The sequence below is a fragment of the Paenibacillus sp. GM1FR genome (genome assembly GCF_002803315.1).
Classification (GTDB): domain Bacteria; phylum Bacillota; class Bacilli; order Paenibacillales; family Paenibacillaceae; genus Paenibacillus; species Paenibacillus amylolyticus.
Map to the genome: position 1 here is coordinate 456191 of NZ_MKZL01000022.1, position 24470 is coordinate 480660.

Consider the following 24470-nt stretch of genomic DNA (forward strand, 5'->3'; position numbering starts at 1 on the left):
TATGATATATACCGGAAACGATAGAAATGGAGTCGAACAAACGTGGATTTACAAGCCGATGCCATAGACCGCGTCATTAAAAACGCCATACAAGTCATGGAAAACAGCAAATATCAAATGTTCGAAATCATGGACTCGACTCGCGATGAGCTGAAAACGCTCAACGAGGAGTTGAAGTCGGTGTTGAAGGAGACGGCGGAAACGATCGAGAAAGTAGATCAGTTGGAGCTGAACTACCGCCGTTCCCGGATCCGGCTGACTGAGGTTAGCCGCGACTTTGTCCGTTATTCCGAGCATGATATCAAGCAGGCATATGAGAAAGCAACACAGCTGCAGCTGGATCTGATGATTTATCGTGAGAAGGAAATGTATCTGAAGGCCCGTCGGGATGACCTACAGAAGCGTGCCAAAAATGTGGAAGCTTCTGTGGAGCGTGCCGAGACCATCGGTTCGCAGATGGGTGTTGTACTCGAATACCTGTCAGGTGAACTAGGTCAAGTGACCCGGATCATTGAAAATGCCAAAAATCGACAAATGATTGGTTTGAAAATAATTTTGGCCCAGGAAGAAGAGCGGAAACGTATTGCTCGTGAAATTCATGACGGGCCTGCCCAGATGCTCGCCAATCTAGTGCTTAGGACGGAAATTGTAGAAAGAATGCTCATTAAGCAGGATTTTAAGATGGTCCAGGCCGAAATAGTAGATTTGAAAGGCCAGGTTCGTTCCAGTCTTGAAGAAATGAGAAAAGTTATTTTCAATCTGCGTCCTATGGCACTGGATGATCTGGGACTGATTCCAACGCTTCGGAAGTACGTGCAGGATTTTGAGGTAAAAACGAAAATCCGGTCGCTTTTTGAAACAAGAGGTAAGGAACATCGTTTATCTTCAGCCATGGAGGCTGCAATCTACCGCCTTGTGCAGGAAGGTCTGTCGAATGCTGCAAAGCATGCTTATCCCACATATGTTGTAGTGGAAATTACATACCAGGCTCAGCTCGTCAAAATTGTCGTTCAGGACAATGGGCTTGGGTTCAAACCGGAGCTTCTTGCGAAGAAAAGCAAGGATCATACCCACTTCGGTCTGATTGGGATGAGAGAACGGGTTGAACTGTTAGAAGGAAGAATAGAGATTGAATCCGGAGAAAATCAAGGAACCAAAATAGTGATTCATATCCCGACAAACGTGGATAAGGGAAAGGAGTAGCAGGATGATGGAAAACCGTGATACTGGTAAAGCATCGATTAAAGTTCTTTTGGCTGATGATCATCAGCTGTTCCGTGAGGGACTGAAACGCATTTTAAATATGGAGGACGACATTGAGGTCATCGGCGAATGCGGCGATGGAATTCAAGTGCTCGAATTCTGCAATCAGGATAAACCTGATATCGTATTGATGGATATCAACATGCCAATCGAAAATGGGGTTGAAGCAACGGAGAAATTGCGTGAGCTGTTCCCTGATGTCAAAGTGATTATCTTGTCCATTCATGATGATGAAAGTTATGTATTTGAGACGCTTCGTAAAGGGGCTAACGGATACTTGCTGAAGGATATGGAGGCCGAGTCTCTGATCAATGCGATTCGTTCCGTGCATGAAGGACATGCGTTCATACACCCGAAAGTAACAGGCAAACTGATCATGCAGCTGCGTCGTATGACGTATCTTAATGAAACAGGGGCAATGAGTGAAGGAGCTTCGAAGGAAGCAGGTGTTAAATTTGTTGCTGGCGACAATAACCCGCTTACACGTCGTGAGGCTGAAGTGCTTCGCTTGATGGCAGAAGGTAAGAGCAACAAAATGATTGGTGAATTCCTGTTCATCAGTGAAAAAACAGTAAAAAACCATGTCAGCAGCATTCTGCAGAAGATGGAAGTGGACGACCGTACTCAAGCTGTTATCAATTCGATCAAATATGGTTGGGTTACGCTCTAATACCTTATGTTTTTTGTAAAGCAGTATTCTTACGGTAAGTCAGTCCATTGGTTGATTCAACCTAGATGAAGTATAGATTGGTGTTCACTCGCGCCCTTTCCAGAATGTTGGATTGGTCTGCGGGTTAATGGACTTTATCACTGCAAATGAGCAAAGTGTAAGGTTGTGCGGAACATATGTTCAAGCTTAGGTGTGAATGAATGACCTGGCCTGTCTTTCTTCGTCCGGTGTCGATCAGCGTGGAATATGAGTGATAGGAAATGCAAGTGTAACCCTTCAGGAAGTACAGCATATACTTGTTGTATACAGGGATGTTCGCCATGGGTGAGCATGACCTTCCGAGGAGGTGCAGTTGCCATGGTTGCTCATCTGACTATGATTCTGCTCATATACTTCCTGGCGGCAATGGCCGTTCATGCCATGCACCAGCGCCATCTTTCCCGTCCGGAATCTGAAGGTTTCGAGCATATCCTGCTCATCCCTTCCAATCAGGCAGGGCGGATCGAAGGCATTGTAAGAGAACTTTGCCGGGAATTATTATACCGTGGTAAGAGCTTCAGATTAACAGTTGTTGCTGATCGTACAGAAGCGGAAACGATTACGATTATTGAAAAGCTTATGCAAAGGCAAGGCATGGAGACATCTTATCTGCCTGCTGTCCCTGCTGATATTGAACGGGTAGCACAGACCGGTCACACGTTTCGCCTGATTGATTTGCGTGAGTCAGAGCAGTAAATCATCATGTGAACGGAAATGGGATTAGCATTTCGCAGATCTACAGTGAAAAGATTACAGCAGAAGCTGTAGTCTTTTTTTGTAATTGTAGCCAAGTCTGCTTTTAAATTAAAAATGGGTTTTTATGCAATCTATGGTTATTGTCTGGGTATGAGGAGTTCTTGATCACAGAAATAAGATTTTCGAAGTCAGAAATCTTAATTTAAAAGTATAGACGATTCAGATTGGAAAAAGTTTCGCAATTTTATAGAAAGATTCTGGTTATTAGCAGAATTGGTGTGAGTGTACTAGAGGGGATAGATCAGCCCATAAAATGAAAGCAGACTCTTCCATTATATTGACCAATGGTATATTAAACCATATAATTACTTAAAATGGATGTTGGACGTGAGAAAAGTGTGTTTCTGGAAGGGGGTATCTTCTTGAGTGTAATAGATAAGACGATCCGAACAGAATTTTTACATTACATAGAGGAAAACAAAATCCTTCTTTATCATTTTGCAGAGAAATCAGGCATTAACTCTGGAACGCTAAGTAGAGTGATTAATGGTTCACAGCCTATATCGGTAAAAATCCTGGATATTATGACAGAATATATGGGGTTGGAAGAAGGATATTTTTATGAACAGTATGTGAGTGAGTTGTTTGATGATTTTACAATGAACTGGAGACGACTGCGTCCGTTTATCACTCGCTGTGCAGAGCTTGGGAAAAACGATTGTATTGAAAGAACAGTAGATCTAATGATGGAAAATCCTTCGTATATCAAACCTTTGTTTGATTGTGCCGAATCATTTAATGCCGAAGGGAGCGCGGCAGCTGCGCTAATTATATATCGTAAAGTGTGTGAAGGGGAACGGTACCAGCATGCCGAAAGATTGGCGATCTGTCAGTATCGAATATTCAAGCTCTCGATTAATGATGATCAGCAGAATAATCTGGAATGTGCTGTGCAATTTGATCCGTATGTCGTGCGCCTTAATGAGTTGGATCAACTGGATGCGCTGAAAGATCTGATGAATCTATACCTCTCATTGCGTCGTTGGGACAAAGCGGAACAACTGGCAACACGAATGGGCAAACTGGCGAGGGTGCAGTACAAAATCAAACAGCAACGGATTAGAAGGGGGAAGAGTTATCAGGAGCCTTCCAAACCTTTGTTTGGTTATATTTTATACTCGGATTTGATCATAGCATCAATATATGGAGAAAAGAATGAATATCAGCAGGCGTTATACTATGTCTCATGCTATGAAAATCACGAATGGATTATTGAGAATGATCTTGAGGCGGAGCTTACAAAGAGTCAGTTTCGGGAGTGGGCAACAGCAAATAGGTACCTCTTTGAAATAATGGCAGGAAGAATTGAGATTTTAGATGAGTATGTGGATTATTTATCTACAAAAGAAAATGAGATTCTACGTGGGTTATTTAAGCTTATTAAGGCAGCACTAAATTATAATATGAATATGGATCATGTGTTGGAGCGCTTTAAGACCACAATATCATCATTTATGATCACACATGAGAAGGTGGGGTCTTATACCAATCAGATTATAGATGATCAGTTCGTGAATTTCTTGGCAGATGTAGCGGATTATTATCTAAACTCAGACCGGATTCGGGTTGGGATTCAATTTATACTGGATAGTTTGGCAATCTCAGCTAGAATTAATAATGATGCTTGTATGGTCAGAGGGTTCTGTACATTTGATTCCATTCGGCATTTAGCAACAAACGAAGAGCTTCATAAGTACACTACACTGCTGAAGGAGGTTCGAAAAGAGAGATGAAGATAAAATTCATAATCATTGCTACCATAATTACCATTACAACAATGGTGGTACCATTTAACACGTCTTCTGCTACGGAGAATGTACCACCTGAAGTTCCAGAAATTTTGACGACTAATTCTCATGGTCAAGGTGGTTGGTAGATCTTATTTTATAGATTATAGAGAGTTACCTGTGAGAGAATGGCCACATTTCATTTTCTTATAGGTTTTTTGTATATCTGACATGAATCTTGGTTTTTACATAAGGGGTTACACTATTTCATAGAGGTGAGGATGCTATGAAATATGTTGTGAACAATCAGGAAAGTGACTTGGAACGTGAACGGGAAAGTTTGCACGCGTTGGTTGCGATTTATGGTTTACAACATCCAATCGTAATTAAGCAATCCGAGATTTTAGATGAGTTGATTAATCGATATAATCGAATGTTCTCAGGCATCTCCAAACTAAGTAATACATAACTGGTTCCTGGACATTTCAGACCAATATGATTGAAGTAAACATACATCGTAGAGTAAGGTTCATCTAAATGATATATATATAATAGTCTGGTTAGAAGTTGTTCAGCACTTGATCAGCAACCTTTAATTCGAGTTGGGAAATAAACTTTTTGAATGACTGAATTTGTAGAGTCGAGATTCAATTGGTATAGTGATAAGTAGATTGATCATACGAAGATGGAATATGGACATGAAGCACATGCTCCGGCGAACAGCCGGGTTGGCATGTGCTTTTTTTGCGTTCGGAGAATGTGCGATGGGGGAGGAGAGTAAATGAAGGTTGCCTTATATGTGTGCCGTGTAGGGGAAGGGTGGAGTATGATCTTGTCCCTCGACATTCGAGTGGATGTGGCTTGGTGGCTGGAGAGAGGAAGTGGGCGACATGTGCTGCGCTGGTTGCTGTTAGACAAGGCGTTACCGTTAAGTCAGGCATCCTGGTTGGTTGAACATTATGAGATGGAGCGAGGTATGGATCAGTGGGGCCAGCGCGAATGGCAGAACTATCTTGCGCGGAAGCTGGATGTATATGAACTGGCCTCGGGTGAAACAGAGGCCAGAAAAGGTATAGCGGGCAAAGCGGGGAGTGTCGCTGCGCGTGGTGCGTTGGTAGGCGGGATGCCAGAGTCGTATCCCGCCGTGCAGTGGGCTCAGCTGGAGCGGGACGCGGCCCTGCTGGCTGAGCGGATCAGCGGCCGCCAATTACTGGCGGCCGAGGCGGAGGCGTTGCTGGCGGATACCGCCCAGCCGCCAGAGGATTGGCGCGCGGCTGCGCAGCTCGCGCGCTTGCACGGGCGGCTGAGTATCACAGCCGCCCTCGAAGGGCCTGCCACGCGCCGTCGGCACGCGTGGCTTGGACGCGCGCGGAGCGCGCCCCGCTGCCACCGTTGTGGCAGCGAAGCCAGGCAGCGCGTGCCCTGCGCTGCCTGCGGCCTGGCGGCGTGCGCCTACTGCGAGGCTTGCCTCGCGCTGGGGCGCAGCCGTGCTTGTGCGCTGCTGCTACGCAGTGCAGCGCAAGAGGCCGTGCCACGACGCGGCGAAGCACCGCGTGGCACGGCCTTGGCCCCCACCGGCGGCGGGCTCGCCCGGTGGGGGCTTAGCGCAGCGCAGAGCGCGGCAGCAGCCGCGGCGCTAGCGTTTTTGGCCCGACCGCCCGCAGGGGATGGGCCGGGGCGGTTCTTGCTGTGGGCCGTGACCGGGGCCGGCAAGACCGAGATGATATTCCCTCTACTCCAACATACATTGGATCGTGGCGGACGAGCTTTGGTCGCTACGCCGCGCAGGGATGTGGTGCTGGAGCTAGCCCCGCGCCTGGCCAAAGCTTTTCCGGACACCTCGCTCGCTACCCTTTACGGAGGCAGTGACGAACGTTGGAAAGACGCTCAGCTCACGCTTGCGACCACACACCAACTGATGCGTTTTTATCAGGGATTTGATCTCGTTATCATCGACGAACTTGATGCGTTCCCTTATCACAACGATCCCATGCTCGCTCACGCGGCGGCATCATCCTGTAAACCGGAGGGGAATTTTGTCTATCTATCTGCTACACCGCCAGCTCGGCTGCAGAAGGAAGCGGCGAAGGGGGTGCTCGCCCATGCCAAGGTCCCGGTACGTTTTCACCGTCATCCTTTGCCTGTCCCGCGCTTGGTCAAGATGGTTACCGTTGCTGAATGTATTAAGAAACGAAATCTTCCTTCTGCCTTGAGGACTAACATCCAAATTTCATTGAAGCGTGACGCCCAGGTATTTGTCTTTGTGACACGCATTGCCCAGATTGAGGCGTTTGTGAACCTGATGCGCCGTACTTTTCCCGGAATCCATATCGAAGGAACTTCATCCCAAGACCCCGATCGCGCTAGCAAAGTTACAGCCTTTCGTGATCGTGACATTCGTCTGCTCGTAACCACCACAATTCTGGAGCGTGGCGTGACCATTCCGCGCAGTGATGTTTTTATATTGGATGCAGACAATGGTCTCTTTGATGAAGCATCACTGGTTCAGATGGCAGGCAGAGCTGGGCGTTCCATGGATGACCCGGCAGGTAGAGTAGTTTTTGCATCATCTCGTCGGACACGTTCACAGGTGAAGGCCGTTGCCCAGATTCGAAAAATGAACACCATCGCTCGTCGCAAAGGTTACCTGCATCCACCATCCCAAACCTAATTGCCATCTGCCATGTTCGTATCCACATGTCACAATACATTCCCGAGACTGGAGGTATGCCCCCTATGTTCAATTGGCTCAGTAACATATCCGATCAGGCGCAACACCTGACCCAACGTCTCCACCACCTGCTCGCCCCGCCGGGAGCGACTTGTCTGACATGTGGGACTCGAGCGATTCTGTCTTCTATCTATCCAGGCATATGCCTACGTTGTGTGAAGCAGATTCCATGGATTCGTTCTATCCGCTGTCTGCGTTGTGGTCGGGATGTCGGATGCCCGGACTGTGCTCGTCCACACATGCAAAACCGTTCTTTTATCTCCAATCGCAGCGCCGTACAATACAACACTCTTATGAAAGAATGGATAGGCATGTACAAATTCAGAGGCCATGAACGCTACGCACCGCTCTTAACCGCTTTGTTGATTCATGCCTTTCAAGCGATGAGTGAGGAGCAGAATTCTGCTTTGGCAAAAGAACCCCCAGCCCCCGTGGCTCATCCCGCCACACATGCTCAACAAACGAAGCCACAATGGCGGCCTGACGCGGTCACCTATGTCCCGGTGAGCGGCGAGCGCCTGGCCGAGCGTGGCTTCAATCAGGCGGAGCGGCTGGCTGCTGGGCTCGCCACCGCCTGCCGCCTACCCATCGTTGATCTGTTGCAGCGCCAGATCAACACCACCAAACAAAGCTTCAAATCACGCGGTGAGCGTATTGAAACGATGAAGAATGCTTTCTCCATCAACCCGGATGGCATGCATTTAATTGAAGAGCTATACAGGGAATCTCATCTGCCAACACAAAAGGGCATATCACATGCAAAACCCATACAGTTACTGCTGATTGATGATATCTATACAACAGGCAGCACCTTGGACGCTTGTGGGCGGGTTATTCTAAATGCTGGCTTCCACATGGAGATTCCGGTCGAGATTTACACGCTGACACTGGCAAGATCCTAGAAAGTAAATTCAAGTAATAAATGACGGCCCAGCATTCTTCAGCCACTTTAGGTGGGTGATCTATACTGTATAATTAATAGTAGACAGGAAAATATGTTCCTTTATTAATCATTGGTACGTTAATGCGTGTCTCCATTCCATTTATTCCGTTTGAAATATAGTTGTTTGATGAAATTATAAATGAAAGCGTAATAAGAAATTTTTTACATGTAAAAAAGAGGAATTTGTTTTCTCGCGCAGAATAGATAGTTTTGCCGTTCACCACAGGTGACAGCATAGGGAGTGGCACAACATATCTGTTGAAGGGGAGAACAAAAGTGGTCGCAGGAAAAAGAAAAAATGGATTTTACTTATGGACTGTCCGTCTACTAGTATTCATGCTGGTATTCGGACAGTTTGGCGTGTACGGGGGGAACCGGGCACATGCAGCAGTAGGAAGTGGGATAGTCTCATCAAGTAATGATTACCAATATGTGTTGACCAACAACAACGGCCAATTACAGGTGAATCAAAAATCAGTTAAGCTGGGTTGGGTGAGATCATATGAGATTTCAACATCAGGATATTCTTTTAGGAGAAGCCAATCGATTAATGGAGCAGTTGAGGACATAACCAAGATTTCATTTGGCTCCTATACATCTACTTATGCCGGTAAAGTTACCAATGCCTTTATCATCGACTTTGCTGAGGTATGGGAGTATTACACGACTATGGAATACAGACAATCCGGAACCAATGTTGGAGTATGGAATAATTCCACCGTTGATGAATTTGGAATGACTACGCCAAGATATGTGCAAAGCTATGAGGCTACACAGTTAAGTCTTGTGATTAATGCCGATACAGGAGCGGTAGTAGATTTTGTATCTAACCTGAATCCGTATTACATACGGAAAGCAGAATCATTCAGTTTTGTAAAAGAGCCGGGAACAACACAGCCTATTACTACAAATCCTGCTGTTCCAGCTAATTTGGCGGCTAATGCCAGTGATGTAGCTATTAATCTCAATTGGTCTGCTGCTCCACAAGCTGTTCAATATGAGATTGAAGAGAATGGCGTAGTCAAAGGGCCTTTTTACGGAATCAATTATACACGTTCTTCACTTACACCCAATACTACATACACCTATAGAGTACGTGGAATTAACAGACTAGGAGCTAGTGAGTGGAGTGAGCCGGTTGCAATAACAACCTTGCTTGAGAAACCTGTTTTGGCCGTAACGCCAGAGGAAGGCAAGAATACGATTCAGTGGATGGCGGTTGAGTCTGCAGATCGCTACCAGTTGCAGATTGATGGTGGTACACCATTTGAATTAGGAAACGTAACTTCCTATGTACATGAAGGGCTTGAAGCTAATTCAACGCATACCTATGTGCTAAAAGCCTTCTCAGCTAACAATGAGAGTGCGTGGAGTAAAATGGTGAGTCAGTTAACAGTACCTGATCGTACCAACGGGCTGACGGTTACTGATGCCACATTCAATAAATTAACGGTAGCTTGGACTGCGGTAAAGGGTGCTACCGGATATGATTTGGAGATTGATGGCACTAATGTTGCTGTAACAGGCACCGCTTATAGTAAAACTGGCCTTACAGCCAATACAGAGTACACTTTTAGAATCAGACCTAAAAATGCTGGTGGTGCAGGAAGCTGGAGTGATGTAACTACAGGAATCACCCAGATGAGTACACCCGTTATTCAGTCCAACCCTTCACAAGAAGAAGTTGTTCTCATCTGGTCACCAGTTGATGGTGCAACGTCATATGAAGTTGAGGCGGATGGCGTTGTCGTTGGAGATATATCAGATTCAATCTATACGCACACAGGGCTCAAACCTGGAACGGCCCATAAGTATCGTGTACGAGCTATAAGTGACAATAACATTAGCGCATGGTCGGCAGTGAAGTCACAAAATACGTTGCCTGATTCCGTTAATGGATTGGGGATTAGTGCAGCAACCAACGTAGCTATTACTCTGAAATGGACAGCAGTAACCGGAGCCACAGGTTATGATCTCGAGATTGATGGAACAGTTGTCCCTGTAACAGGAGTAACCTACACGAAGAATGGTCTCGCAGCAAATACAGATCATACCTTCCGTATTCGTTCGAAGAATGCCGCTGGTGCAGGGGCATGGAGTGATCTGATCAGCGGAATAACGCAGTTGAACACACCTGTCTTGAAAGCAACATCAGAAGAAACTGCAATCAATCTGACATGGGCTGATGTAGCAGACGCAACGAAATATGAAATTGAGGCTGACGGAGCAGTGGTTGCAACGGTAGAAAAGCCTAGTTATAGCGATGCAGCATTGCTGCCAGGAACGGCCCATAAGTATCGCATTCGTGCGTTGACGGATACCAACACAAGTGCATGGACAGCAATCCTGACGCAGAGTACATTGCCTGCAGCGGTATCAGGTCTCAGTATAACATCCACAACGAACGCCGCAATTTCCTTGAAATGGAGTGCAGTGACCGGTAGCTCTGGATATGACTTGGAGATTGATAGAGTAGTAGTTCCAGTTACTGGTTTAACATATACGAAGAGTGGTCTTGCAGCGAATACGGACCATACGTTCCGTATCCGTTCCAAGAATACGGCAGGTGTGGGTGTGTGGAGTGATGTGGTAAGTGGCAGGACTCAACTCAATACGCCTGTGCTGAAAGCATCTTCCCAAGAAGATGCAATTACTGTAACTTGGGCAGATGTTACTGATGCAACCAAATATGAAGTGGAGGCAGATGGTATTGTTGTAGCAACGGTTACGGCGCCAGTCTATACACATGAGAGTTTGACTCCAGGAACAACGCATAAGTACCGTGTAAGAGCCCTGACGGAGCTCAACGTTAGCCCTTGGACTGCACTTCTCACTCAGAATACTTTACCGGGTTCAGTCACAGGGTTGAGTGTAACCTCTGCAACCAATGTCGCTATCGCGCTTAAGTGGAATGCCGTAACTGGAGCAACGGGTTATGACTTGGAGATTGATGGCACGGTAGTAGCTGTAAGTGGATTAACATACAACAAGACAGGTCTTGCAGCCAATACGAATCATACGTTCCGCGTTCGCTCTAAAAATACGGCAGGTGCCGGAGTATGGAGTGATATCATTGATGGTACGACATTGTTGAATACCCCTATTTTAAAAGCTTCCTCGGAAGAGACTGCTATTACAGTAACATGGGCAGATGTATCAGATGCGATCAAGTATGAGATTGAAGCAGATGGCTCAATTGTTGCAACAGTTAATGAGCCGAAATATATACATTCAAGTCTTCAGCCAGGAACAGCGCATAAGTATCGTGTACGAGCACTGACAGATACAAACAACGGGGCTTGGACTGCTGTCTTAAATCAAAATACACTACCAGGTTCAGTTACTGGACTGGGTATTACCTCTGTAACGAATACAACAATGGCTTTGAAATGGAATGCTGTAACCGGAGCAACAGGTTATGAGCTTGAAATTGATGGCACGGTAGTAGCTGCTACTGGATTAACCTACAACAAGACCGGACTTGCGGCTAATACGGATCATACGTTCCGCGTTCGCTCCAAAAATGCGGCAGGTGCCGGAGCATGGAGTGATGAGGTAAGTGGTACAACGTTATTGAATACCCCTGTTCTAAAAGCTTCCTCGGAAGAGACTGCGATTACATTGACATGGGCTGATGTAGCAGATGCAACCAAGTATGAGATTGAAGCAGATGGAGTCGTTACTGGTACAATTAGCGAACCGAAATATGTGCACACTAATTTGCTTCCAGGAACGGCGCATAAATATCGTGTACGTGCACTGACGGACTCTAATACAGGTGCCTGGACTGCGGTGCTGACGCAAAATACGATACCTGCTTCGGTTACTGGTTTAAGTATTAGCTCTGTTACCAATGTAGCCATTGCCTTAAAATGGACGGCAGTAACGGGAGCAACAGGATATGATTTGGAGATCGATGGTACAGTTGTACCAGTAACGGGAGTCGCTTATACGAAGAGTGGGCTTGTGACAAATACGGATCATACGTTCCGTATTCGTTCTAAAAATACAGCAGGTGCAAGTATATGGAGTGAGATTGTAGATGGCACAACTTTACTTAACACACCTGTGCTGAAGGCTTCTTCTGAGGAACAAGCGGTCACCTTGACATGGCCTGAAGTTAAAGATGCAACCAAATATGAGATTGAAGCGGACGGAGTCTTAGTGGGTACTGTTAAGGTGCCTACCTATACTCACAATAATCTGATAGCTGGAACAGCACATAAATACCGCGTACGCGCTCTGACCGAAACCAATGTTGGAGCTTGGACTGCGGTCTTGACACAAAATACGTTGCCTGGTTCTGTGACCGGGCTAACGGTAACAAGTGTAACGAACACAGCTGTTGCTCTGAAGTGGAACGCAGTCTCAGGAGCGACGGGATATGACCTTGAAATTGATGGCACGGTGGTACCTGTTAGTGGAGTGGTTTACACCAAAACGGGACTTATCGCCAATACGGATCATACATTCCGTATTCGTTCCAAAAATACTGCTGGGGCTGGAGCTTGGGGAGATGTAACAGATGTTACAACCCAGTTAAACACACCTGCTCTGAAAGCAACATCAGAGGAAACAGCTATTACTTTGAATTGGCTTGATATTAAAGATGCAACTAAATATGAAATTGAGGCAGATGGAACAATTGTTTCTACAGTAACCAATCCCTCATATGTTCATAGTAATTTGCTTGCAGGAACATCGCACACCTATCGTGTGCGTGCATTAACGGATAAGAACAGTAGCGCTTGGTCTACGGTCTTGACTCAAAACACTTTCCCGGGCATTGTGACCGGATTGAGTATGAATTCTGCAACAACAGTAGCCATTGCTATGAAGTGGAATGCAGTTACGGGAGCAACAGGATATGATCTGGAAATTGACGGTAAAATAGTCGCTGTAACCGCTTTGGCTTATACCAAAACAACACTTCTAGCCAATACAGAGCATACCTTCCGCATTCGTGCCAAAAATGCTGCCGGCATTGGTAGCTGGAGTGAGATTGTAACCGCCTCGACCCAATTAAATGTACCAACAACGCTGAAAGCTGTACCTGAAGAAACCGCAGTTACGCTGACATGGAATGAAGTTGTTGGTGCAACAAAATATGAGATTGAGGCAGATGGCATAGTGGTTGCTACTGTAAGTGATCTCTTGTATGTCCATAATGGAGTACTTGGTGGAACAATTCATAAATATCGTATTCGTGCCCTGACCGACACTAATGTTAGTGCATGGACAGCAATATTGTCCCAAACTACGTTACCTGCCAGTGTCTCAGGTTTAAGTATTAACTCAGCAACAACAACGGCTATCGCGCTGAGATGGGGTGCTGTTACCGGAGCTACCGGGTATGATCTGGAGATTGATGGTACGGTGGTTGCTGTGAGTGGAGTTGCTTATACGAAGAGCGGACTTGCACCATATACGGAGCATACTTTCCGAATTCGTGCCAAAAATGCTTCTGGCGCGGGAGCTTGGAGTGAGATGATTACAGGAACGACTCAATTATCTACCCCTGTGCTGAAAGGGAGTTCGGACAGAACCAACGTTATTCTAACGTGGGACGCTTTAGCAGGAGCTTCGTTTTACGAAATTGAAGCCGATGGGCAAATTGTGGCGACGGTCAGTGATGCAACGTTTATTCATTCTGATCTGTTACCGTCCAGTTTGCATAAATATCGCATTCGGGCATTCAACGATCAGAACACAAGCGTATGGTCTTCTGTACTAAGTATTAGAACATTGAATTAGGAATATAAAATTGGGGAGCAGGGTTGCGTATATGTGCATCCTGCTCCCCTCTTTTGTTCTGTAAATAGACTATGGCTTCATCAGAGAAAATAAGGTAATGTATAGTTATTATCTATTCGGAAATGGAAGTTTGAGAGGGGCGTTTTAGCGATGAATTTAGGTAATTGTCCTCGCTGTGGTAAATTATATGCGTTGAATTTTAGAGATGTATGTTCTAATTGTATCAAGGAAATAGAGCAGGAATATCAGATTTGTGTAGATTATTTACGCGAAAACAAGGGAACCAACATACAGGAGCTATCCGATGCAACAGAAGTTTCAATTAAAAACATTACCAAGTTCATCCGTGAGGGACGAATTTCCATCGAGAATGCCCCGAATATGATGTATCCTTGTGAAGTATGCGGAACCTTGATTCGTGAAGGTCATATGTGTGACTCTTGCCGTAATCGCTTGACGAAAGACTTGGCAGGAGCAGCTCGTGAAGTAGGTCAGAAGGATAACAACAATGTAGGCGGACGAACCTACAATGCTGTCGACAAACTACGCGATTAATAGGAGCGAGGGCTCAAATACATGTTTTGCTATAACAAATGTTTTGAAACGTACCGATAAACTTATTAAAGATTATCGGTTTTTTTTATTATCCTAATCATTTTGATAACATAAAGATAAAGTAAGAAAAACGTATATCGTCGTTAAAAACCTTATTGGAAGGAAGTGCAAGTTAAATGAAAATCAATGAACCGAGTAGAATTGGCGCCATCAATTCATATCAAAGGAACGTTGAATCCAATCAGCAGGCTGATGCCAAGAAGAGCCGCCGTAAGGACGAGGTATCCATTTCTCCGGAGGCGATGAAGATGCTTGAGGAACAAAGTCGTACACAGGATGCAGGACGCATACAGCGGATACAGGAACTGAAAGAACAGGTCAGTTCCGGAACGTATCAGGTAGATAGTAGCAAGCTTGCTGACAAGCTGCTGCCGTATTTTAAGTCTTTTGATAAGGAATAGGTGATCACGTAATGGCAGCACTGGACAGATTAATTGCAGTTTTGCAGCAAATGGAACAAAGTCACCGCGATATGCTGGCACTCAGCGAGGTCAAGAGACAGGTCATTGTCAAAAACGATGTGGATGAACTCATTGCCCTCCTCAACAAAGAATCTCGTTTCATGAAACAACAGGAGCCATTGGAGATCGAGCGGCAGAGCGCAGTTCACGAACTGCTACAGGAGCGAGGCATCAAGTCCATGTTGAACCTGAATATCACCGAGATCTCGAAGCTGATTTTTGATCCGGCTGACAAAATGCGATTGCTCGAAGTCCAGAAGAAGCTGGCGGGAACACTGCAGGAGTTAAAAGAAATTAACAAACTGAATCAAATGCTAATCGAGCAATCCTTGATGTTTATTGATCTCTCAATGGACATCTTCGCTTCTCGACCAGAACAGGATGCCACATATCAGCATCCTGCTGATAAGAACGGTAATCCAGGGCGAATCGGTCTGTTTGACACGCGTGCCTGATTAATTAGGGGGAAACCAGGTGACATCTACATTTCATTCAATCGAAACGGCTAAACGCAGTTTGTTCACACAGACGACAGCTCTTAGCACAACAGGCCACAACATAGCCAACGCCAATACCGAGGGCTACTCGCGCCAAAAAGTAAATATGCAGGCATCCATTCCAATGGAGCCGTTCGCATTTCTGCATAGCACAACACCAGGGCAGCTCGGTACTGGGGTAGAGTTCGACTCCATTACCCGTGTGCGCGAGAAATTCTTGGATGATCAGTATCGCAATGAAAACACCAGCTTCGGGAGTTGGTCCATTCAACGAGACACACTTGAGAAACTTGAAGCTATTGTGAACGAACCATCGGACACCGGATTTCGAACCGTTATGGATAACTTCTACAAATCATGGTCAGACCTGAGTAAGAATCCTGAAGATGTTACAGCACGGCGAATCGTAAAAGAAACGACGTTGGCTCTGACCGATGCGATGAATCAGATTAGTCGTCAGTTGGATGCGCTTAGTCAGGATTTGGATAGTAACATCGCTGTGAAAAGTAGTGAAATTCAGGGCTACCTTGGTAATATTGCGAACCTCAATAGTGCCATCGTCAAAGTCGAGTCTCTTGGCGACAATGCCAACGATTTACGTGACCAACGTGATCTAATGACAGACAAGTTGTCCAAAATCATGAACATTACCGTTACGGATTCTCCGCAAGGATACCAGGTTCAGATGAATGGACAGGCACTCGTCACTGGCGGGGCGGTACAAGTAGCGGTTGATCCTGCTTTTCTGAATGCTGCGTATACAGCTGGCACACTCACGAACGGCGAGGTTCACGGCATGATCAAGTCTAGAGACACTTTGGTGACTGACTATCAGAAACAAATGGATGACTTAGCGAATACGCTTGCCAACGGTGATATTGAGATCACCCTTCCTGCGGGATCTGTTTTGCCAGATAATACTGTACTGGATGGCGTTACATACACAGGTGCAGCACGGACACTGGCAACTGATCTAAAGGTTACGGTTAAAGGTCTGAACGGTCTGCACCAACTTGGATACAGTATGGATGGAACCAATTCGCCAGGAGTACCTTTCTTTACAGCAGCGGGCGGCGGAACAGCCATTACAGCTGGCAATATTTCATTGAATATCGAAATCTTGGCTGATCCGAATAAGATCGCAACTTCGCTCCGAACCACTACGGATTCTTCAGGAGCAGAAACGGTAATTAAAGGTAACAATACACTGGCTAATCTGCTTGCTAATTTGAAGGATACTCCAATGAAATCCGTTGATGGTTTGCGGAATGCAACGATTGGTGCTCAATTTAGTGCGATCGTTGGACAGCTGGGTGTTCAATCTCAGGAAGCGGCACGTCAAACGTCCAATTCTGAGTTTCTCGTAGAACAAGTGGACACTCGCCGTCAATCGGTCAGTGGTGTTTCCTTGGATGAAGAGATGGCCAACATGATTAAATTTCAGCATGCTTATAGTGCTTCTGCACGTTTTATGACCACATATGACCAATTGCTCGAAAAATTAATTAACTCTACCGGCGTAGTAGGCAGATAATAGAAAGGAGTGACATAACAGACGATGAGAATTACGAATAATATGTTGAGCTCGCAATTGATTCTTAACTTGAACCGTAATGCACAACAGATGAATAGTACACAAACTCAATTGGCGACGGGACGGAAGATCAACAAACCGTCTGACGATCCGGTAGGGATTACGTACTCCCTTCGTTATCGTGGAGAACTTTCTTCCAATGAGCAGTATCAAAAAAATGTGGATAGCGCGGTATCATGGTTGGATTTTAATGATACCGTTATGGATCAAGCAGGCAGCGTGGTTCAGCGGTTGAGAGAACTGACGGTGCAGGCAGCTACGGGGACTAACCCGCAATCTGCACTAGATAGTATCAATGAAGAAGTGAAACAATTAAAAGCACAACTTGTTGATATTTCAAACAGCACATTGAATGGGAAGTATGTATTTAATGGTGAAACCTACGATGTGAAACCTTATGACTTTCCTACCAGTGCTGACGGTTCGTTCGATACAACTAATGCTGCTTCCGTCGTTACTGATTCGGGTAAAATTAATTTTATCGTGGGTGAGAGTATCCAATTACCAATTAACGTAACCGGTAATGAGGTGTTTGGTGATTCTACGGAAGCCGATAATCTATTTGTAATCTTTAATTCGATTAGTCAGGCTCTTGCCAGTGGAGATCAAAAAGAAGTCTCAAATCAGCTTGCAAACATTGATACTCGAACAAACAAGATGCTCGGGATTCGTGCAGAAATCGGGGCGAAAACCAATCGCGTCGAACTCATGCAAGGTCGATTAAGTGATCTTGAAGTGAACTTAACGGATTTGCAAGCAAAGGTTGAGGATGCAGATTACGCTGAGTTATCAATCAAGTCTAAAATCCAGGAAAACATATATAATGCTTCACTTTCTGCTGGTGCTAAAATTATATCCCAGTCATTAGTTGATTTTCTTAGATAGTAAAGGAGAGATCATCTGATGAATACTCTTCCAGTGGTACAAATACACACAACGCCCACGCTATTACATATCGATGCGGACATTGGTCAGTATTCGATTCGTCAGCCGAAGGCGGAGGTCCAACTCCATACCAAGCCTAGTAAATTAACGGTGCAAAGCCATGCAATAGAGCTGAATGTGGATCAGTCCAAGGCTTTTTCTGCCTATCATGGTGGGAATATGATTGATATGAATGCCCGAATATATTCGGGTATTCAGCAATTATTCATGCAGAATATGGCTGAACGTGTGCAACAAGGGAATGATATGGCAGCCATCCACAAACCAGGCAATACAATTGCCAATATTGTAGGAACAAATTGGCAAGCTAAACCGTTTCCTGAGACACGTTCGGCAGCTTCCTCTGATAATGTGGATGTACGTGTGTTTACGCAAGCACCAGACATTCGCTTTGAAGCAGCGGAATCCGAGATGAATGTAATTGTGAACAAGCCAGAGATTGAATATCAACGAGGTAAGTTGGATATTTACGTTAAACGGTATGCTTCTATACAGTTCACTCCACCTGCTATTGATATAGGACTATAAAGGTTATAGGTTATAATGGGCTATAGACGGTTATGTTCGACACCCGCTATAGCTTTTTTTGTACAGAACTGCTGCCAAGGAGGCGTTTGATATTTTAATTAGAACCAGTATGTTAGGTGAGATCGATGTACCTCTAGAGGATGTATATCATTTTGAAAAGGGGTTGCCTGGATTTGAGCGGGAAACTGACTTTGCATTAATTCCATGGGAAGGAACCGCTTTCAGCTATCTTCAATCCATAAATGAATCAGAAATTTCTTTTTTAATCGTTAGTCCGTTTGAGTTCAAGACAGACTATAGTTTTGAGTTGAGTAATGAGGACAAAGATGAGCTGAAGCTTGAAGATAAGGTAGCTGTATATGCGATTGTGACTATTCAGTCGGAAACAGTAAAATCAACTATGAATTTGTTGGCGCCCCTTGTAATGAATCCCGTTACTCTAAAAGGCAAACAAGTCGTGCTTCACCAATCCGGATATGAAACCAGACATCGGATCTGGTCCAATACCCTGCAATCGGTGAAAGGCGGAGATTAACTATGCTAGTACTGTCACGAAAAAAAGGAGAATCAATTATTATTCAGGATAATATTGAGGTGACTGTGCTTGCAGTGGATGGCGACACCGTGAGGATCGGAATCTCGGCGCCGAATCATGTGGATATCTTTCGTCAAGAATTGTACGTTTCCATTCAGGAAGCCAATCGTGAGTCTACAGCTCCGCCCGTATCTGAAGTGGAAGCATTTATGCAGTTTGTTCGTGATACTAAAGAGAAAGATAAATAGAGAATATTCTTTCAGCTATAATAGTTTTTGTTTATCTGACGATATATAGTATAGACGTTGTTTCAGGAGGGCGGCCGACCTTAATGTAGCGACGTTTACCACAAGGATGTGGAACTAACTTATTTCAGGGAGGAAACACTCAATGATTATCAACCACAATATTGCTGCAATGAACACTCATCGTCAACTGAACACCAACACAACTAACACAAACAAAGCGATCGAAAAATTGTCTTCCGGACTGCGGATCAACCGCGCTGGTGACGATGCTGCAGGATTGGCAATTTCCGAAAAAATGCGCGGACAAATCCGTGGTTTGGATATGGCTTCCAAAAATGCACAAGATGGTATCTCTTTGATTCAAACAGCTGAAGGCGCATTGAACGAAACACACAGCATTCTGCAACGTGTACGTGAATTGTCTGTTCAATCGGCGAATGATACCAACACAGATGCAGACCGTGCTGAGCTTCAAAAAGAAGTTACACAACTGACAGCTGAAATTGATCGTATCTCGACAACAACTGAATTCAATACGAAGAAATTGTTAGATGGTGCTGGTGCAAGTGCTGTAGTATTCCATATCGGAGCTAACACAGGTCAAAGCATTACGTTGAACATTGGGAACATGGGATCCGGTTCCCTGGGTGTTGGGTCAGTTGCCATTGGTACTCAAACAGGTGCGAACGCTGCAATCGCTACTTTGGATACAGCAATCGCGTCGGTATCTGCTGAACGTTCCAAATTGGGTGCAAACCAAAACCGTTTGGAGCACACCATCAACAACTTGGGAACGACTTCTGAAAACCTGTCTGCTGCAGAATCCCGTGTTCGTGATGTAGACATGGCGAAAGAAATGATGAACCAAACGAAAAACAACATCCTTGCACAAGCTTCACAAGCGATGTTGGCGCAAGCCAATCAACAGCCACAAGCTGTACTCCAATTGCTTCGTTAATCTTTATATTAGAAGAACCTTTGGACTTCCAAAGGTTCTTCTGTTTTTCAGTCCAACTAGCTTGGATCTCAGAAGAAAGAGCACCAAAAAATAAAAATAAAAATCATTTTACTATAAAAAGTATTGTTGTTTCTGTCGATATATAAAGTAAGATGTTGCACTGATAGGTATTCTAGCCTTAAGGTTGTAACGTTTACCACAAGGATGTGGAACTAACTTATTTCAGGGAGGAAACACTCAATGATTATCAACCACAATATTGCTGCGATGAACACTCATCGCCAACTGAACACCAACACAACAAACACAAACAAAGCGATCGAAAAATTGTCTTCCGGTCTGCGGATCAACCGCGCTGGTGACGATGCTGCAGGATTGGCGATTTCCGAAAAAATGCGCGGACAAATCCGTGGTTTGGATATGGCTTCCAAAAATGCACAAGACGGTATCTCTTTGATTCAAACAGCTGAGGGTGCATTGAACGAAACACACAGCATTTTGCAACGTGTGCGTGAATTGTCTGTTCAATCTGCGAATGATACGAACACAGATGCAGACCGTGTTGAACTTCAAAAAGAAGTAACAGAACTGACTGCTGAGATTAACCGTATTTCAACTACAACAGAATTTAACACTAAAAAATTGTTGGATGGTGCTGGCGCAACTGCTGTAGTATTCCATATCGGAGCTAACACAGGCCAAAGTATTACGCTGAACATTGGTAACATGGGGGCTACTTCCCTTGGTATTTCAACAGTTGCTATTGGTACTCAATCGGGTGCGAATGCTGCGATCGCTACTCTGGATACAGCAATCGCGTCTGTATCTGCGGAACGTTCTAAATTGGGTGCAAACCAAAACCGTCTGGAACACACAATCAACAACTTGGGTACAACTTCCGAGAACCTGTCTGCTGCAGAATCCCGTGTTCGTGACGTAGACATGGCGAAAGAAATGATGAACCAAACGAAAAACAATATCCTTGCACAAGCTTCTCAAGCGATGTTGGCGCAAGCAAATCAACAGCCACAAGCTGTACTGCAATTGCTTCGTTAATCTTTAAAATAAAAGAACCTTCGGGATCCCGAAGGTTCTTTTATTTTTTTTGTTCTAACTATCATCCTCTCAGAAGCAACAGCACTAGCCGTCACAAAATACTTTCCAGAAAAATAAAATAAAAAATCATTTCACTATAAACAGTATTGATGTTTCTGTCGATATATAAAGTAAGATGTTGCCCGATAAGGTAAATCAGCCTTAGAGACGTAATGTTTACCACAAGGATGTGGAACTAACTTATTTCAGGGAGGAAACACTCAATGATTATCAACCACAATATTGCTGCGATGAACACTCATCGCCAACTGAACACGAACACAACAAACACGAACAAAGCGATCGAAAAATTGTCTTCCGGCTTGCGGATCAACCGCGCTGGTGATGATGCTGCAGGATTGGCAATTTCCGAAAAAATGCGTGGACAAATCCGCGGGTTGGATATGGCTTCCAAAAATGCACAAGATGGTATCTCTTTGATTCAAACCGCTGAAGGTGCATTGAACGAAACACACAGCATTCTGCAACGTGTACGTGAATTGGCTGTTCAATCGGCGAATGATACAAATACTAATGCGGACCGTGTTGAACTTCAAAAAGAAGTAACAGAATTGACTGCAGAGATCGATCGTATCTCGACAACAACAGAATTCAATACGAAGAAATTGTTGAACGGTACTGGAGCAAGTTCTGTAGTATTCCATATCGGAGCTAACACAGGTCAAAACATTACGCTGAATATTGGTAACATGGGAGCTGGCTCCCTCGGCGTTGCTGCAGCATCAGTAAACATTTCTACTCAAACAGGTGCGAACGCTGCAATTGCTACTTTGGATACAGCTATCGCATCCGTATCTGCGGAACGTTCCAAACTGGGCGCAAACCAAAATCGTCTGGAACACACAATCAACAACTTGGGAACGACTTCGGAAAACCTGTCTGCTGCGGAATCCCGTGTTCGTGATGTAGATATGGCAAAAGAAATGATGAACCAAACGAAAAACAACATCCTTGCACAAGCTTCTCAAGCGATGTTGGCGCAAGCAAATCAACAACCGCAAGCTGTACTGCAATTGCTTCGTTAATCTTGGTACGAAGAGCCATCGAGTATTATTTCTCGATGGTTTTTTTGTGCACGTATTTAAATAGGGATTATTTACTTATTCCAATACTTCGAGAATTCTAAATATTGTGGATACTTTTACCGATATACATAGGTATAGATTTGATTCGTAAATGCGAAATGAGAGGGAATACATGTCGAAAACTATTGCGTTATGCATGATTGTTAAAAATGAAGAGCAATTTCTTAGAAGATGTTTGGACAGCGTAAAAGATAAAGTTGATCAGATTGTCATTGTTGATACAGGTTCTACTGATAATACACTCGAAATTGCTAAAGAGTACACAAAGGATATTGTTCAAATAGAGTGGACCAATGATTTCTCAGCGGCTCGTAATGAGTCCATACGTCATGCGAATACAGACTACATTCTTGTGCTGGACGCAGATGAATATTTGGAACAGGCGACGAATTTGGCTGAGGAGTTACAATCAGATGCAGACTACTATTTTACGAAAATTTTCAATTTCATGTCAGGTGATCGTGGAATGACTCACCTAGCTATCCGCATCTTTAGGAATAGAATAGGATTGTGTTATCAGAATAGGCTCCATGAACATTTGAATACAAGGGAAAAGGAAGATCAGTTAACAGCAGGTTATTCCAACTTGACGATTATGCATACCGGCTACACTGACGAGATTATGGAAAGCAGAGGTAAGGCTTTAAGGAATTTGGCGCTTATGGTAGTGGAAGTGAAGGAGAATCCATCTGTCTATAATCTTTTTAATATGGGTAGAACCTATATGTGGCTGAGTGAACATGAGAAAGCTATTCAATATTTACAAAAGGCATATCCATTATGTAAAAACCTTACAATTGCTCCAGAGTTGATTGCATCTTTATGCAGAAGTCTTGGTGAACTGAAAAGATATGAAGAGGCACTTGCGGTTCTGGAACAAGCTGTAGATATATATCCGCTCGAAGTTGATTTGTCTCATCTGCAAGCGCTGTTCTATATGGAAATTGGTTATTATAAAGATGCAATGGCGTGTATGAATAGATGTTTGAAGATTGGTGATCAAGGTATTTCATTCACTGAAGGTAATGGTACGTACATCGCACATTTAAGGATTGCAGAGTGGCAAACAACACGAAATGAATATAACAAAGCGTATGAGCATATTACAGAAGCAATTAAGATTAAAGAAGATTTTTTACCCGTGATAGGTAAGTATTTTGAAATTGTAGAAAAAGCAGGTCTTTCACTGGAAGAGACGTTTACAAACGCCAACCATTTATTTTCAATAACCAACAGTAGAATGCTAGAGAAAATACTAGAGGCGCTTTATCAGCTGAGAAATCCACTCTTACAGAAATATTTGGACTTGTATGAGATAACGGTTCAGGAGCATGTTATGGCTGTTGCAAAACAATACGCCAAGGATTATAGCCAGGCTCGAGAGAAATGGTTAAGTCTACCTGATTATGAAGAGCAAAATGGAGTAGATATACTGCTGTTAGCGATTCTTCTCAAAGATGAGATGTTATACAAGAAGGCGGTGCCACTACTTAACCTAAGTGAAAAAGAAAAGAAAATTCTAGCAATTGTTGTACGGAATGAATCGCTCGACAAGTTGAGTTTAACAACTCATTTGGAAAGCATTTTAGAGACAATGTTAGTTCAATTAATTCGTTTACAAGAGTTCGAAGTAATGGAAACTATACTTGATTATATATGGCATGGTCGCGTTGAAATTAAAATTAAAGTTTGTGAGCATCTGGCGGATTATGGTTTTGGTGAAATTTCTATTGACTTATTACTGAAGTTGTTTCAGCGATATCCGATAAATGTAAATATCATAAAGTTACTTGGTGATATTTGTCTGAAAACTAATTATATACAAGATGCACAGCTATTCTATAATAAGTTACTTACAATAAGTGGAGAGTATAGTTCATATGAACGGATTTATGACTTGTATGATAAGTCTAATAATCAATTTGAGAAAATAAGTATATCCAAAGTTATACGAGAGAAATTTGATTTGTGCCATTGGTTAAAATAAGTTTTAACTGGAGCGCGT

Annotated in this window: 20 protein-coding genes; all 20 read left to right on the forward strand. The window is 44.1% G+C overall.

Annotated elements, in window-relative coordinates; translation table 11 throughout:
* Positions 1–42 precede the first annotated feature (42 nt).
* The 20 genes from PAEAM_RS17560 to PAEAM_RS17655 all read left to right on the forward strand — a co-directional run bounded on the left by PAEAM_RS17560 (position 43) and on the right by PAEAM_RS17655 (position 24452).
* The gene (locus PAEAM_RS17560) at positions 43–1203 is read left to right on the forward strand and encodes a sensor histidine kinase (protein ID WP_036612500.1); all 1161 of its coding nucleotides are present in this window, start codon (positions 43–45) and stop codon (positions 1201–1203) included.
* 7 nt (positions 1204–1210) lie between these two features.
* A complete protein-coding gene (locus PAEAM_RS17565; protein WP_026081439.1) occupies positions 1211–1933 on the forward strand; it encodes a response regulator transcription factor in 723 nt (240 codons plus the stop codon).
* Positions 1934–2290: 357 nt separating this feature from the next.
* Positions 2291–2668 (forward strand): hypothetical protein, encoded by a 378-nt coding sequence (locus tag PAEAM_RS17570; RefSeq protein WP_100528414.1) that lies wholly within the window; start codon positions 2291–2293, stop codon positions 2666–2668.
* 422 nt (positions 2669–3090) lie between these two features.
* Positions 3091–4461 (forward strand): helix-turn-helix domain-containing protein, encoded by a 1371-nt coding sequence (locus tag PAEAM_RS17575; RefSeq protein WP_100528415.1) that lies wholly within the window; start codon positions 3091–3093, stop codon positions 4459–4461.
* Positions 4462–4741: 280 nt separating this feature from the next.
* Positions 4742–4924, forward strand: coding sequence for an aspartyl-phosphate phosphatase Spo0E family protein (locus PAEAM_RS17580; protein WP_100528416.1), 183 nt, complete (start codon positions 4742–4744; stop codon positions 4922–4924).
* A 312-nt stretch (positions 4925–5236) separates the two neighbouring features.
* Entirely contained in the window at positions 5237–7126 is a 1890-nt protein-coding gene (locus PAEAM_RS32740) for a helicase-related protein (RefSeq protein WP_100528417.1), read from the forward strand.
* A gap of 299 nt (positions 7127–7425) precedes the next feature.
* Positions 7426–8088 (forward strand): ComF family protein, encoded by a 663-nt coding sequence (locus PAEAM_RS17590; protein WP_243391391.1) that lies wholly within the window; start codon positions 7426–7428, stop codon positions 8086–8088.
* Positions 8089–8339: 251 nt separating this feature from the next.
* On the forward strand, positions 8340–13883 hold the full coding sequence (locus PAEAM_RS17595) for a fibronectin type III domain-containing protein (RefSeq protein ID WP_165789953.1): 5544 nt from the start codon (positions 8340–8342) through the stop codon (positions 13881–13883).
* Between the two features lie 150 nt (positions 13884–14033).
* Positions 14034–14438: a TIGR03826 family flagellar region protein gene (locus tag PAEAM_RS17600; RefSeq protein WP_062836993.1), complete on the forward strand. Its 405-nt coding sequence runs from the start codon at positions 14034–14036 to the stop codon at positions 14436–14438.
* Positions 14439–14614: 176 nt separating this feature from the next.
* A complete protein-coding gene (flgM, locus tag PAEAM_RS17605; protein ID WP_047840678.1) occupies positions 14615–14899 on the forward strand; it encodes a flagellar biosynthesis anti-sigma factor FlgM in 285 nt (94 codons plus the stop codon).
* Between the two features lie 11 nt (positions 14900–14910).
* Complete coding sequence (locus tag PAEAM_RS17610; RefSeq protein ID WP_100528420.1) at positions 14911–15414, forward strand: flagellar protein FlgN; 504 nt, start codon at positions 14911–14913, stop codon at positions 15412–15414.
* Positions 15415–15433: 19 nt separating this feature from the next.
* Positions 15434–16990 (forward strand): flagellar hook-associated protein FlgK, encoded by a 1557-nt coding sequence (flgK, locus tag PAEAM_RS17615; RefSeq protein ID WP_100528421.1) that lies wholly within the window; start codon positions 15434–15436, stop codon positions 16988–16990.
* 24 nt (positions 16991–17014) lie between these two features.
* Complete coding sequence (gene flgL, locus PAEAM_RS17620) at positions 17015–17935, forward strand: flagellar hook-associated protein FlgL (protein ID WP_100528422.1); 921 nt, start codon at positions 17015–17017, stop codon at positions 17933–17935.
* Positions 17936–17953: 18 nt separating this feature from the next.
* Positions 17954–18523, forward strand: coding sequence for a DUF6470 family protein (locus tag PAEAM_RS17625; protein WP_100528423.1), 570 nt, complete (start codon positions 17954–17956; stop codon positions 18521–18523).
* A 109-nt stretch (positions 18524–18632) separates the two neighbouring features.
* Entirely contained in the window at positions 18633–19058 is a 426-nt protein-coding gene (fliW, locus tag PAEAM_RS17630; protein WP_100528424.1) for a flagellar assembly protein FliW, read from the forward strand.
* Between the two features lie 2 nt (positions 19059–19060).
* A complete protein-coding gene (gene csrA, locus PAEAM_RS17635; protein ID WP_100528425.1) occupies positions 19061–19306 on the forward strand; it encodes a carbon storage regulator CsrA in 246 nt (81 codons plus the stop codon).
* Between the two features lie 142 nt (positions 19307–19448).
* Positions 19449–20264, forward strand: coding sequence for a flagellin N-terminal helical domain-containing protein (locus PAEAM_RS17640; RefSeq protein WP_062837001.1), 816 nt, complete (start codon positions 19449–19451; stop codon positions 20262–20264).
* Between the two features lie 240 nt (positions 20265–20504).
* On the forward strand, positions 20505–21320 hold the full coding sequence (locus PAEAM_RS17645) for a flagellin N-terminal helical domain-containing protein (RefSeq protein WP_100528426.1): 816 nt from the start codon (positions 20505–20507) through the stop codon (positions 21318–21320).
* 263 nt (positions 21321–21583) lie between these two features.
* Positions 21584–22405, forward strand: a complete 822-nt coding sequence (gene hag, locus PAEAM_RS17650; protein ID WP_100528427.1) for a flagellin Hag — start codon at positions 21584–21586, stop codon at positions 22403–22405.
* A gap of 172 nt (positions 22406–22577) precedes the next feature.
* Positions 22578–24452: a glycosyltransferase gene (locus PAEAM_RS17655; protein WP_165789954.1), complete on the forward strand. Its 1875-nt coding sequence runs from the start codon at positions 22578–22580 to the stop codon at positions 24450–24452.
* Positions 24453–24470: the final 18 nt, after the last annotated feature.